The 13555-nt window shown below is 55.9% G+C and carries 12 protein-coding genes, 1 tRNA gene and 1 pseudogene; 3 read left to right on the forward strand and 11 right to left on the reverse strand.

All coding sequences use genetic code 11. The features are described 5' to 3' along the window. Positions 1-108: 108 nt before the first annotated feature. Positions 109-1437, reverse strand: a complete 1329-nt coding sequence (manA, locus tag HMPREF9156_RS0103940) for a mannose-6-phosphate isomerase, class I (protein ID WP_017147476.1) — start codon at positions 1435-1437, stop codon at positions 109-111. 126 nt (positions 1438-1563) lie between these two features. Between manA and HMPREF9156_RS0103945 the strand changes: the two genes are divergently transcribed. Next, the gene (locus HMPREF9156_RS0103945; protein ID WP_007147496.1) at positions 1564-1830 is read left to right on the forward strand and encodes a DUF2530 domain-containing protein; all 267 of its coding nucleotides are present in this window, start codon (positions 1564-1566) and stop codon (positions 1828-1830) included. Positions 1831-2114: 284 nt separating this feature from the next. Here the strand turns inward: HMPREF9156_RS0103945 and HMPREF9156_RS0103950 are convergent, their stop codons facing one another. From HMPREF9156_RS0103950 to lysS, 3 genes are read right to left on the reverse strand one after another with little or no spacing between them, the layout of a single operon-like run. Then, entirely contained in the window at positions 2115-2855 is a 741-nt protein-coding gene (locus HMPREF9156_RS0103950) for a phosphoglyceromutase (RefSeq protein ID WP_007147497.1), read from the reverse strand. A gap of 41 nt (positions 2856-2896) precedes the next feature. Further along, positions 2897-4051, reverse strand: coding sequence for a prenyltransferase (locus tag HMPREF9156_RS0103955; RefSeq protein WP_007147498.1), 1155 nt, complete (start codon positions 4049-4051; stop codon positions 2897-2899). Further along, positions 4044-5690, reverse strand: a complete 1647-nt coding sequence (lysS, locus tag HMPREF9156_RS0103960; RefSeq protein ID WP_390156898.1) for a lysine--tRNA ligase — start codon at positions 5688-5690, stop codon at positions 4044-4046. The genes HMPREF9156_RS0103955 and lysS overlap by 8 nt, the downstream gene beginning before the upstream one ends. 339 nt (positions 5691-6029) lie before the next feature. On the opposite strand from lysS, the gene HMPREF9156_RS0103965 reads away from it, so the two are divergent. Together HMPREF9156_RS0103965 and HMPREF9156_RS0103970 are read left to right on the forward strand one after the other, a co-directional pair. Next, positions 6030-6395, forward strand: a complete 366-nt coding sequence (locus tag HMPREF9156_RS0103965; RefSeq protein ID WP_007147500.1) for a YhbY family RNA-binding protein — start codon at positions 6030-6032, stop codon at positions 6393-6395. A gap of 218 nt (positions 6396-6613) precedes the next feature. After that, a tRNA-Pro gene (locus HMPREF9156_RS0103970) sits at positions 6614-6690 on the forward strand. Between the two features lie 92 nt (positions 6691-6782). Here the strand turns inward: HMPREF9156_RS0103970 and HMPREF9156_RS06860 are convergent. From HMPREF9156_RS06860 to HMPREF9156_RS0104010, 7 genes and pseudogenes are all read right to left on the reverse strand, one after another. Then, positions 6783-7979 (reverse strand): annotated as a pseudogene (locus HMPREF9156_RS06860) (IS1249 family transposase). Between the two features lie 705 nt (positions 7980-8684). After that, a complete protein-coding gene (locus HMPREF9156_RS0103985; RefSeq protein ID WP_007147502.1) occupies positions 8685-8897 on the reverse strand; it encodes a hypothetical protein in 213 nt (70 codons plus the stop codon). 979 nt (positions 8898-9876) lie between these two features. Then, entirely contained in the window at positions 9877-10245 is a 369-nt protein-coding gene (locus HMPREF9156_RS07370; protein WP_390156756.1) for an ATP-binding cassette domain-containing protein, read from the reverse strand. Then, positions 10178-10684 (reverse strand): EXLDI protein, encoded by a 507-nt coding sequence (locus HMPREF9156_RS0103995; RefSeq protein WP_231198062.1) that lies wholly within the window; start codon positions 10682-10684, stop codon positions 10178-10180. The genes HMPREF9156_RS07370 and HMPREF9156_RS0103995 overlap by 68 nt, the downstream gene beginning before the upstream one ends. 65 nt (positions 10685-10749) lie before the next feature. Next, complete coding sequence (locus HMPREF9156_RS0104000) at positions 10750-10896, reverse strand: hypothetical protein (protein WP_155998855.1); 147 nt, start codon at positions 10894-10896, stop codon at positions 10750-10752. Between the two features lie 48 nt (positions 10897-10944). Further along, a complete protein-coding gene (locus HMPREF9156_RS06985) occupies positions 10945-11370 on the reverse strand; it encodes a hypothetical protein (protein ID WP_155998857.1) in 426 nt (141 codons plus the stop codon). 496 nt (positions 11371-11866) lie between these two features. After that, on the reverse strand, positions 11867-13555 hold the full coding sequence (locus HMPREF9156_RS0104010) for a UvrD-helicase domain-containing protein (RefSeq protein WP_007147508.1): 1689 nt from the start codon (positions 13553-13555) through the stop codon (positions 11867-11869).

Below are 13555 nucleotides of genomic sequence, written 5' to 3' on the forward strand. Positions count from 1 at the left end.
TTAGATTTGCTAAGAATCAAGAGTAACAAATACACCAAACTTTATAGCTTGGAGTTTCTTAAAACTTGCATTAACCTGTCCTAACAGCACCGTCCACATACCGGACGGCTAAACCGCCGTAGTCGCAAGGATATACGATCCCGGCTCTTCCACTGCACCGCTGACGGTAACTGAAGGCTCGCTTGCCGGTATAAAAACAGCTTCCCCCTGATGCAGGTCTATACTGTGGCTGTTGCTCCGGCACCGTACTACCCCATCCAATGCCACGATCACACGCGGCCGCCGCCGGGAGGCCACTACATGCTGCGGGCCTACAGCCTGGGAAAATTTAGCCTGGGTGCGCCGGAGCCTGTCGCTTACTGTCCACCACCGGCCCGTCGCACCCGATTTAGGATCAACATGCCCATACGCCACCATAAATTCATCCAGAGGCGGCCTGTACGTCACGATATCTGCCTGGAAAACAAGCTTCAGAAGGCCTGAAGCGGGGTCTATCGGAGGGGACGGGATACAGTTGAGGTTCTCCATAAAACCGCTGATATCCTTATGCTTAGGCGTCATCCCCGCACGGAGAACATTATCCGAATTTGTCATGATTTCAGCGCCTGTGCCGCGCAGATATACATGTACTGTACCGGCAGGTATAAAAACTGATCCGCCCTGCTCAAGCTCAACAGGGTTCATCATCGCGATACACAGTGTACTGGGATCATCAGGGAAAGACTGCGCTGCATCCTGCGCATGGCGGAGGGCACTGAGCACAGCAGAGCTGGGAGGCTGGCTTCGGTCTCCCTCACTGCCCTCACGGCTGAGAGCTTCTGAAATGGCAGCAGTAATGCCCGCACTCATAGTGGAAGCTGATGATACAGCCAGCCGGAATGCGGAATAGATCCTCTCCTGCCTGCTGCCGGCGCTTTCATCAGATAAAAGCGCGGCCATACTGCGGGCAAGAGGATGCCCGATAGCGCCGAGTGCTCTGATCTGCTGACGGATGGGCATAAAACCTACCGATGCACTGAAGGGTTCCAAAGCAACAACCATCTCATGTTTGGCAACAGCATCTTTGAAGGATCTGCGCGGATCGCTGATATCGATATGACTGCTGTTCTCTTTTTTGAACCCTTCCTGCGCATTCTCCTGCGAAGGGTGGACCTGCAGCGACAGGGGCTTACGCGCAGAAATCACCTTGAACAGGAACGGGAGTTCATCGCCCCACCGGTCCGCTATAGTACGGCTGATCATGAATTCCGGCGCGCGCCTGATAGCAGTTGCTGCATCAATAGTATCACCGTCACTGCTGAGCATGGAAGGGAACTGGGGATGCCCGCTGAACCACAGCTCAGCGAGAGGCCCCTCATCATCAACGCCAAAAAGCGACTGCAGGCGCATATCAGATCCCCACGCATAATTACGATGGACAGGAAATATGCGGTACATGCGCCACCCCGATCTGCTGCTGTGATCCAGCCCGAATATGTGTATATATGCGATCTGCGTATATGGCTATTATCATAACAACAATGCCTGCCTATCGCCGTACATAGCCCGAGTAAGATAGGAAGTGTGAAGATTGCCCCGATTTATGACCCGGAAGTGCGCAAACCCGCGCCTCATGCTGAGCAGGTTGATCTCCGTATACTTTTTGCGGCCGGAACTGTTTTATGGACTATTGCTGCAGTTGTTTATACTGTCCTGCTTATTGCAGGCTTCCATGTACGGCAGCCGCTGTTCGTATGCCTATGCGGCATCGGTATCGGCATCGCACTGCTGCTCTGGGAACTCGCCAACCGCAGGAATTACCGGCTTCTCGCTTTCCTCCCCCAGAGCTGAAACCCGGGACCGGCAGACGGGATACCCGTACGCCCGCATTTATGATTTATGCCTGTCCAGATTATTCCTGTATCTGTTAGCTGAACATTAATTAATGGATAATGCAAACATAAATAATGTTACAGATAAAGCATAAACAAAAAGGCCCGTGCTGCAGCCGGCCGGGCCTTTTACTATTGCTGTACCAATACCGTCAGGCTAACATATATCCCTGTAAAACACTGTAAATACCGTTCCAGGAATTCTCAAGGCCGGGGGCATCGCTGTCCTGGCTGCAAAACAGCTTATTTCTGCCCCTGTGCGGCAACTGCAGCAGCACCGGCAGCAGCAGCCTCAGGATCCAGATATTCACCGCGCGGCTTTATCGGCTTGAAGTTTTCGTCCAGTTCATACAGCAGCGGGATAGCTGTAGGGATGTTCACTTTGGATATCTCCTCTTCGCTCAGGTTGTCAAGCATTTTGACAATAGCGCGCAGGGAGTTGCCGTGGGCTGCGATAAGGACGGTCTTCCCTGATGTGAGCTCAGGGATGATATCGCTTTCCCAGTACGGGGTCACACGTGCAACAACGTTTGCCAGCGCCTCAGCCTCAGGCACTTCACTAGCACTGTACCGCGGATCATGGTTCTGGGAATACCGGTCGTCAGGATCGATATCAGGAGGCGGGGTACCGTAAGAGCGGCGCCAGATCATGAATTTCTCATCGCCGAACTCTTCACGGATCTCAGTCTTATTCTTGCCCTGCAGCGCACCATAGTGGCGCTCATTCAGACGCCAGCTGCGCTTTACAGGGATCCACAGGCGGTCAGCCTCATCAAGCGCATAATTTGCCGTGTTGATGGCGCGGCGGAGCAGAGAGGTGAAAACAATATCCGGCAGGACATTCTTCTCCTTAAGGAGCTGCCCGCCGCGCTTTGCCTCTTCAACGCCCTGCCCAGTCAGGGGGACGTCCACCCAGCCGGTGAACTGGTTCGTTTTATTCCAGGCGCTCTGACCATGTCGGAGCAATACTAATTTGTATGTCATATCTCAGATACTACTGAGTGATACAGACGAGGGCAAGGCATTCAGAATACAGCAATAAAGCCTTCAGCAACCATAACGGCGACGTAGCTGTACGCCAGGGCGATGCATACACAGAAAGCCGGATAATATTTGCAGGCATAGGCAAAAATAATGATAAAAACCGCAAATACCAGCTGCAGCACACCGATGGCTGCGACCGCCGCTGCAACAAGAGGATACATTGCGCAGCTCATACCAGCGACGTATATAACAGTGCGCGACTGTATGCACTGGCAGACGGCCACTGCGGCAATAAGGGCAGCAAGGCTCCAGCCCCGCGAGGCTGTTGCAGAGAACGTGAGCTTTCCATGAACGCGGTCAGACTCAGCATCACGCATATTATTGAGCAGCATCAGGATGAGGGCCAGCGCTCCCGACCCTACCGGGGCAGCCAGGCTCCGGGCTCCGGAATATCTGATATAGCCACCCATATATACGCCTAAAAGGGCCCACTCAGTACCAAAAACGGCAACAGGGCCAAAAATGGTAAAGGCTGCAGCTTCGCCGAGCCCTCTGTATCCGTAAGGCTTCTTACCGCCTGAATAAAACCATGCTGCTGCAGCGCATAAGAGCCCCACAGCAGGCAGCGCCCATAACCTGGTAATACCAGCTGCCGCTATACCTGCCGCAACTGCAACAGCCGTGCATATCACGCCTGCCTTGAGGACCTTCCGGGGCGGGACACCCGACGCCACGAGCCTCTGCGGCGCATTAAAACCGGGGCCGGACGCCGCCTTTATCCGGCCGGCACCCGATTCCGGCCGCTTAGCATCTTCATCCGAACGCCCTGCATCGACCCCTTTCACTCCATCCGCATAATCATTGAAATAGTTTGCGGCAATCTGCATTGAAACAGCGACAGTCAGGCATAATACTGCAACTGCTGCAAAACGCAGGATAGCTGCGCTGTCGTTCGTCCGGGAAACCGAGGTGTATACAGCCCCTTTCCTGCTGGCATGCCCCCGCAGTACGAAAAGCCCATATCCACGCGCAAAAAGGTATGATGGGACAGCTGCCGAGAGTACTGATACCACACTTATGACAAGGGTCAGAGGGCGGGCACCCTTTATCCACATACGCACACAGCCCCAGGCTGAGCCTGCGGCGCATCCTTGGCCTATGCGGTCCGTACCCGGGGCGGCCTGACGCTCAGGCATTAAGAGGCTTTACCAGCGGGAAGGTAATAGTCTCGCGTATGGTTGCACCGGTAAGGGCAATCAGCAGGCGGTCGATCCCCATCCCCATGCCGCCGGCAGGAGGCATACCTACACCAAGCGCCTCGAGGAAATCCTCATCAATATCCATCGCCTCGGCATCACCGGCAAGCGCCATTCTGGCCTGGTCAACAAAACGCTGGCGCTGGACAACAGGGTCATTGAGCTCCGAATACGCTGTAGCCAGTTCAAAACCGCGCACATAGAGATCCCACTTCTCCACCTGCCCCGCTATGGAACGGTGCGATTTCGTCAATGGGCTAGTTTCTACCGGAAAATCACGGACGAATGTCGGTTCCCATAAGGTATGGGGATCTTCCGTATAAAAATGCTCCCACAGATGCTCAACAAGCTTGCCATGGTTTTCCACTTCTTCACGCTCAACGCCAAGCTTATCTGCAATCTGGCCCAGGTGCTCCACAGACGTCTCAGGTGTGATCTCCTCGCCAAGCTTTTCTGACAGGGAGCCGTACATTGTGATGGATCTCCACTCACTGCCCACACTGTACTGCGTACCGTCCGCAAGCGTGAGTTCCGTGCTGCCAAAAGCATCAAGCGCCGCCTGCTGCACAAGCGACTGGGTGAGTTCGGCCATAGTATCGTAAGTGCCGTATGCCTCATAAGCCTCAACCATAGTAAATTCAGGGGCATGCGTGCCGTCTGCGCCTTCGTTGCGGAAATCGCGGTTGATCTCAAAGACTTTGCCGATCCCGCCCACAAGCAGGCGCTTAAGGAAAAGCTCCGGCGCAATGCGCATAAAAAGGTCAATATTAAAAGCATTCATATGGGTCTCGAACGGGCGCGCAGTAGCACCGCCATGATTTGTCTGAAGCATTGGCGTTTCAGCCTCGACGTAACCTCGCCCGTCAAAATTACGGCGAAGGGAAGAAACGACTTTGGCCCTGTTACGAACCATATCACGCATTTTGCTGTCTGCGATCATTCCCAGATAAGGCTTGCGGGTGCGCTGCTCTTCGCTCAGCCCCTTATGGAGTGCCGGAAGCGGCCGGAGCGCCTTTGCCGCAATCTTCCACGAATCCACCATAACGGACAGTTCACCGGTATTCGATACGGCCACGGAGCCGTGAAGGTACAGATGGTCGCCCAGATCTACCAGCTGCTTGTACTGTTTCAGCGACTCTTCGCCTACCGCACGCTTGGAAATCATACCCTGGATATGCGAGCCGTCCCCTGACTCCAGCTGTACGAAACACAGCCCTCCGCTGTTGCGCATAAACATCACGCGCCCAGCGATACCGACGATGTCATCTGTCTGTACACCTTTTTCAAGCGTGAGCCCCCCGTCATCCCCAGTATATTTATTACGGATATCATCAATAGTCGTTGTAATATCAAGCCTTACCGGATATGGATCGATACCTTCCTTGAGCATCAGTGCGCGTTTTGCCACGCGCATCTGCACCTGCTCAGGATGGGCAGAAGGTCCGAATTTCCTGTTAGAAATGTCAACCGCATCATCCAGTGCAGCGCCGCTATTGATACGGCCTGAAATCGCTTCATCCTGCTCCTGCAGCATCTGCGCATGCCTGATCGTTTCCATGGCGCGGATACCCTGATCCATACTGTCCCCGGTATCCTGAATATCTGCATTATCCCCGGTGTTACGCATCTCTTCAGCCGCCGCTTCCTTCCAAGCCATATCCCTGTCCATATCTGTCCGTGAAATCCTGTCAATACTTTTTCCCGGTTCCGCACATATAGTCATATATCACAGAGCCGGCTCTACCGTCATAGTGTACACATGTGCTGCTACCAGAGTGCATCCGGATTTTCCTGGCTGTGCGATACAGTATCCCCGGCAGGCTTTCGACTGCCGCAGCTACCATACACTAGTAAAATAAAGAAGCATATACTGCCCGCTGACATACACATACATTTATATATTGTGAGGACACATAAGATGGCATTTACTGAAAGAGCCGGTACCGCACCATCCGGCGCACATTCCGCAGCACCGCAGCTGGCCGTCCTGACAAAGGCACAGCTCAAAAAGCTCAGAAGCCTCTCCCACCGGATAAAGCCTTTGCTGATCATAGGCAAGAACAATATTACTGACGCTGTCCTCAGGCAGGCAGACAGTACTATTGAACAGCGCGAACTCATCAAATGCCAGGTGCTCGGCGAATCTGAGGTTACCGCTGAAGAAGCGGCCTCTGACCTGGCAGAAAAGCTCGGTGCGGCTGTGGTCACTGTGATTGGGAACCGCGCAGTCCTGTTCCGGCGCTCACATCGTGACGATATCGAACATATCCGGCTGGATGGCTAGGCCCTGCCTTCTTTTACCCTTTTTTACCCGGATACCGATATTGGTTATAAATACGATACAGCTTATACGTATAGGTTACGTGCAGATTAAAAAAACCTGCCTTTAGTGCTCAGACTTAAGGCTTGTATGGACTGAGGCAGTCGGGCACGAAACACGTCCATACTCCTAAGCCTCCCTGTTTATTCCACTGCTGCGTGTAGTATGTCTTTTTGTGATTACGGGCTGTAGCGCAGCTTGGTAGCGCGCTTCGTTCGGGACGAAGAGGCCGCGGGTTCAAATCCCGCCAGCCCGACCAATTGCATAGCACTCAAACCCACGTCATGGTCGTCCCATGACGTGGGTTTTTAGGGTATCCGGAGGAAAGGTGTGTTTTTATTTTGGGTGTGTTTAGCCTATGTGTCTTTTTCTGGTAGAGATTCCGGGTAGGTAGTCCGTGTGGGTGAGGTTTATTCCGGTGTTAATATGTGCTGGTCCGGTTTCTGGTTCTATGGTTTCTTGTTTCTTGTGTAGTTTTAGATCTGTTTGGCAGAGGAGGCTGATTGGGTCTTGGGGATTTGGTGAGTGCAGATAGCACCACCATTCCACCGCTCGTTTCATATGATCTTCAGACAGCCCACGGTGGTATCGTACGAGATTCTTGATTTGCGCGTTGATTCCACCCTTAAGAGCATTTGTTGGTGAAGTGAGATTCTCGTGAGTTTGTGCGATGAGTTCAGGATCGAGAAAGGTAAAGAGGGTTCCTTCCTGCGCCATGTTTTTCCAGGGTTTTATACGCTCGTCGAGTGTTGTAGTGAGTCCACCACCATTCTTGGGTGGATTTCACCCAGTGAGGAATATCACCGGGAAGAGTATTCCTGTGCCATGTTTTCTCGTTCACCCATGGAGCAAACTGTTCATAAAACTTGTGCAGAAGAGTTAACCAGTAGGTCGATTCTTCAATCGTACGAACAGTAACAAGCTGTTTAGCTAAACCCCACAAGGCTTGTGGTGCAGGCAGTTTTGGGTGCATGCTAGCGCAGGTTCGAATGTTACGTTTGATGTGCACCAGACAGCGTTGAACACGAGTATCCGGCCAACAGTTACTGATTTCTGTTAGTGCTGCGGCATGCCCATCCGTAACCACCATAAGAGGGTCAGCAAGCCTGGAAAAAAGAGCGTGGTACGCGTTCTTGTTTTCTTTATCACACCACTGCCACGCGATACCCTTGCCCTGGGCTAGAGCAACCAGAAGACACCAGCCATACGGTAAATAGATTCCATCAATCTGGACTTGATTATAAATTTCCCCGGTCATAGGAATACGAGGCTTCACCTGCCAGCACCAGCTTATTCGTGTTCTCAACGTCCGTTCTGTAAAAGAAGAACTACCCTGAGGTTGAAAGTTTTTCCCCCCCCCCCCCCATGAGCCAGTCAAGAAAACTTGTGAACACGGCTTCCTGACTGATATCTGGCCTGTGACGACTACTCGATGCTGCGCACTGCGTGCACCGCCACCGGATCTTTCCCGAGGATATTACCCCCGTTCCTTTTCATCCCAGTTTGCTGACAGATAGGACACTTGCGTGTGCTTTTCTTACGACCCATACACTAAACAAACCGCAACTAACACAGTCTACCAAGAAAGCCAAGCACACCCAAGAACAAGCCTCAAAAACTTAACTACACCCAATTTCGCCCGTCATCCCAACCCAAACCCCGAAATAAAGACACACTTTCCTTCCAGATACCCCAGTTCTGAGCCGTCAAGACGAGCTGAGCGGGCCGTGATGTGAACTGCCTGAGGGACGATGAGGTCGGTTGTTCCGACTTCGTCGTCTCTTTCGACTTCCGTCTCTCCACCACCGCCACCTCATCTCGGCAGGCGACCGTTCCCTCAGCACCTGATACTGCGTGTCTCGTTTCCTGCTTCATAGGTGTCCCTCCTTATCTTCACTAACTATCTGCATTCGGGCGAACGATCTGCTGGCATTTCACGCCATGGCATGCCATCGCCCTTATCCCATACACTCCACGAACATCCGCCTGGTACAACCCCACCAGTCTCGCCATTCCGACCGATACGACACCATGAGCCACTGCAGCCACCAGCCCAGATCCGCCCCAGGCGATGAAATGGACGCCCGGGCCAATTAATGGCAGAGAATGTTGCTGCTGTAGTTTTTGCAACAAGGCACCGTGACACGACGATTTAGGCGCCGCATCTGCCAGACTGGCTCGTCGGGTAGAACCGCATCGGCGAGAGGTTCCGCTCGCTGATGCGAGGGGCATCCGTCCGTATGGGTTGGTGTGTCAGCCAGGCAGCGTTGAATCGTCCGGCAGCGCACCAGGCTCGTCTGCGTCGTCACCGATCCGGTTGTCGTGGGCGGGGTCCTGCCCGTCGCTGACGCCCGTAGTGGCATCCGCGATCTGTTGGTCTCGCAGCACCTGCGCCATCGCAGCCTGCATGGTATGGCTCGCCTGCTGACGCTGCTGGCTCAGCTCACTGCCTAGGGTCTGGACCATGGCCCAGGGCGGGGCAGGGGACCGCTGCTCGTCGGTGGCGTCCGAGGCGGCTCAGCTAGGCCGTCTCGCACTCCCTGGACGACCAGCCAGGCCACGCCAACCACCACCGTCAGCCCGATAAGCACCAGCAACCACACGATAGCCATCATGATGAAACCTCCATATAGCGATACGACAATGAAAAGAAACGAAGCAGCGCCGAGGAAGAACGCGAGTCCGCTGCTCCAGTGGAGCACCCCAGCGCTGCCGCAGTGCCAGCTCACGGACAGCGGCCCTACAGCCGCCCGATCCGCTGACCCGCGCCCAGGGCGTGCCCCGTGATGATCGCCTCGTACAGCTGAGCCCCGTCCGACGCTATCCGGGTCTGAGCCTCGGCCCTGCGTCACCAGCGTGGCGATGTTGGTCAGCACCTGCGAAGTTAGGAAGGCCCGGGCCTGCTCGGCTTGGGCAGCGACCTGCTCGACCTGACGGCGGGTCCGTCGTGCCTGGCCAGCGCCGAGTACCGCCCCCGTGCCGGTGCGCTGGGGTGAGAAGAGACTGAGAGCGGTTGTTGACATAGGAAGCGTTCCTTTCGAAGAGGGGGCCGGTGGCGACGATCTGCTGGACGCCTTCTTGATGTTCCAACGCGAACTGACCCGCTACCAGCACAGTGGTCGCACCGAGGCTGCCGGCGCCTGGGTCCTTGTCGGCCCCGGCTGACACCGTCCTTGACCGCCTCCAGCTGACCGCTGAGGCCCTGTCTCCCGATGAGGACTGGCGTGACCAACGCACCGCCCGGCGCTGGAGTGATGCTGGTATGCCGACGATCGCGCGAGACTTGGTCTACTTCGCCCAGGTCGCCGGACGCACAGCCGCCCAACGTCCCAGTCCATGAGGTAGCCACAGTTCAGCATCGCCGCGACGGCGTCGACGCTCGACCGTGCCTGACGGGCTGACTGGCCGAAACACTGGGCATGGAAGGTCATCTCCTCCCGGCAGGTCAGGCCGTACTGGAGTCCGCCCTTCTGGGACACATATCCCAAACAGGAACGCCCTTCGGGTGATCCCCATGCGACGTCACCGAAGTCGGCGGACAAGAGACCGCTACAATCCTGACGAGAGTGGTCTTCCCGGCGCCATTTGACCCGAACAGGCCCACCATCTCGCCGGGGTAGAGATCCAAGGAAACCCCTCGTAGTGCCGGGACCTCGTACCCGCCATGGACGACGTACTTCTTCGTGAGCTGTGCGATCGACAGTGCAGGTCTTGGTAGAACGCGCTCTGGGATGGCCGATGACATGTCAGATGTCCAGGACTTCGAAGGGGGGAATAGCGAGAGCTGATTCGACGCGTTCAGCCAAGGCGCCATCGACCTGGCCCAAGTGCTCAATATCGGGGTACACGACCATCGTTTTGTCGCCCGCGACCCAGAAGTCACGATCCCACGTCTCGGGGTGGGACCACAGGTTCTCCTGGCCTGCGGCCCAGTCGGGCAGCTTCCGCTGGATCCTGGTGACGACAGCCAGCTGGTTCTTGGCGGTCTGGTAGACGGTGTCGATGCGGGTCCCCTCGGGGGCTGGTTGACTGACGCGGACCAGGCGTCGCCCCATGAAGGTGACCCTGTGGTCTACGCCGTCAGTGCGCAGCGCGAGTTCGATCTCCTCGTAGCCCGCGCCCGCTCGTTGGTGCTTCTTCACGTAGTCGCGGAGCGCCTCCGCGACAGCCGCCGACAGCCCACCAGCGATCTCGCTAGCTTCGGTGAACAGGCTCACGTCGTCTTCCGCGACATACACGTTTCTACTAGGCATGATCATAATTATACGCATATTTGTGACGCTCGTCAAGTCCACCCACACACTTGACTCGTGCCACTTTAGTGCCCTGGGAGCTGGACGGCTGTGATGATGTCGGCGGCTTCGGCGGTGATCTGGGGTTGGGCGGTGATGGTGTGCCCGGCGATGGTGACCTCCACCACGCCGCAGGGGTCGACATCATGGGCCTTCAGGAAGTCGGTGACCATGGGGATGATCGTCTTGGTTTCGGCCTTGTTGCCCTGCCAGCACCCCACCTAGGGGGAAGCCACGGCGGTCGGTGAGCATCCCAATGGTGATCTGGGGTCGACGCGCTGCTCCCTGGAGAACCCCACCTTCCTGAGACTGTCTTCCTTATCGATCTCGAAATAGAGCGTGGACACGTCATAGAGGACGAGAGAGATCTCCACTGGCCGCCGCGTGGGAGCGCAGGGCCGCCTGGATCGCCGCCCGGCCAGCGCCACCGGCCCGGCTCCGGAGGGCGAGGTCAGTCTCTCCAGGTCAAGGGCCTGCTGGCCCGGGTGCAGGCGCTGGCGGCCGATCTCCATCAGGGCCGCCAGCTCAGCCTCGTCGTGGAACGAGCCCAGGTGGGCCAGGATCGTGCGCCTCCCGCCGGACTTGTCCACGACCTGCACGGCGGTGGCGCCCGAGGCGGTACGCACTTTGCGCAGGTAGGGGCTCACCCCCACTACCCACCGCCTTAGTGCCCCAGAGCCCCCTGCCACTCACGCCGTTCCAACGAAAACCCCACACCGATCACCGAGAACCCGAAAAGTGGCACGAGTCAGGTCTGTGGGTTACCAAACAGAACGGAGCAGCGGGGATGGCTGAAATTATCGATAACCTCGGCGGGTACGGACAGTTCACAAGTGCGGCAAATAGCCTGATCCGTTCCCTTGAGAAGACTGCTGTGTCGAACGCGGCACCAGGATTACGCGCGCAGGGGGGCAGTTCTTGGTGTACTTGGCACATGCGGTTTGTTGGGCGCCGTCGGCGGACTGCATCACTGGCACAATCAAAGCAAACAAGCGAAGAGCGCTACCCAAGAAACAGCTCGAAACGAACTCCGCACCGCTCTGAACGCTGAAGTCCCTCAACAGACTGACCATTACGATGAGGATGCGTTCCGCGAGGAAAGTCGCGTCGATAGCTCAACTTTACTTCGGTAGGGCTATCGGCTTACTTCGCAGCAATAGCTTGCCAATCGGCGGCAGCGAGCCAATCGCGTATCTCCTGGCGACTAGTCATCATCGTCGGCGCGACGTTTTCCAGAAAACGAGATCTTTGTTTCGGACGCTTTGGATTATAGTCATCGGGCACTACATCACTTGAAGTCACCAGGACCCCATGGCGAGCCCTGGACAACATGACCGCAAACGTTCGTGCTTCCTCCGCGATCTCCGCATTTGATACTGCGTGATAGTTTGGAAGGCATTCTTCCTCGAGACCGACGATGATCATCCAGTCGAATTGCTGACCTTTGCCAGCATGGCCGGTGAGTAGATGCACTCCGCCCTGGGTGATGAGCGAGTCGGTATCGCCGATCTGAATGCGCTTCTCAACCTCGTCCGGCGTGACATTGTCCCGCAGGAGGTCCACACACCAGTCGATTGCGTTCGAGAGCGCCGTGCGCTCGTCAGGATCCTGCTCCTCGTCCAGGCGAGCCGCCTGACGTACGAATTCAGGCGGGTCGTCTGCGTTGCGGAACTTGTCGAGTGTAATCTCCCGTAACATACTTCGGATCTTTTGCGCAATCGACCTATCCAGCACTCCTTCGTCCCACAGGCTATACTGTAGGCCGCTATTCCGTATCGCCTGGTCTACGAAACGGCGCCGGTACTTGGTTCGCGCTGAGATTCCGATTCGTTGACGAGGCGCTCGTTCTTGCGACAAGATACCTGCGCAGAATTGTGTGATGTAGCGAGCCTCTTCTTCCGTATCAGTAAAGTTGATACACCCTGCGAAACCGTCAGACGGCCACGAACCAGGATTAGCAGCAGTCAGCGTTTGTCCACCTGTCATATCGCTCAGTGAATTCACTGCCTTCAGCACGGCGGGTGACGAACGGAATGACTCGGCGAACTCGATAGTCTTTGAACACTCAGCTTGCAGTTGTCCCATGACCAGCTCAGGTCTGGCTCCAGCAAAGCTATAGATTCCTTGCGCCATGTCACCGGCGTAGGTGGTCCTTCCATACCCGATACGCTGCACGATTCGCAGCTGTTGTGGCGTTAGGTCTTGAAACTCGTCGACTATGACAGCCCCAAAGTGCCGTTGATATAGCCTGGTTACCTCGTCGTTGGCAAGAATCAGTTCAGCTAGTCGTGGCAAGTCATCGTAGGTCAGTCGTCGCTCAGACTGACGCTGCCGCTCAATCCCCACAGCGTATTCGTTGCCCGAACGCTCGAGTTCTGCTAGAACCTGTTCATCGCTGAACCCGTGCCGCTTTACTGAGCTGATCTTGCTCTGTACATCAGCGCTTAAGCTTTTCAGATTCCGGGCGCGACATTGTTGAGCAACCCAGTCACTCTGCGGCATGGTCCATAATGCCGGGTCAACGCCGACCACGTTGCCGTGCGCCTGAATAATCCGGGCAGAGAGACCGTGGAAGTTGCACACGGTGACCGCCTCACGCATCTGGTGAGGTGTCAGGTAGCGGCTCAGGCGATCGCGCATGTTGTCACGTGCTCGATTAGTAAAGGTCGTCACCAAGATGCGCTGCGGTGACTTGACGTCCTGCCGAGACAGCAGTCCCTCTACTCGCAGCGCCAATGTTTCAGTCTTACCGCAGCCAGCTGGAGCGATGACGAGGAGCGAGAGCTCGGGATAGTCTCGGACTTGTGTCTGTTCTGAAGTGGTATCAACCAT

Origin of the sequence: Scardovia wiggsiae F0424 (genome assembly GCF_000269605.1) — a bacterium.
Lineage (GTDB): Bacteria > Actinomycetota > Actinomycetes > Actinomycetales > Bifidobacteriaceae > Scardovia > Scardovia wiggsiae.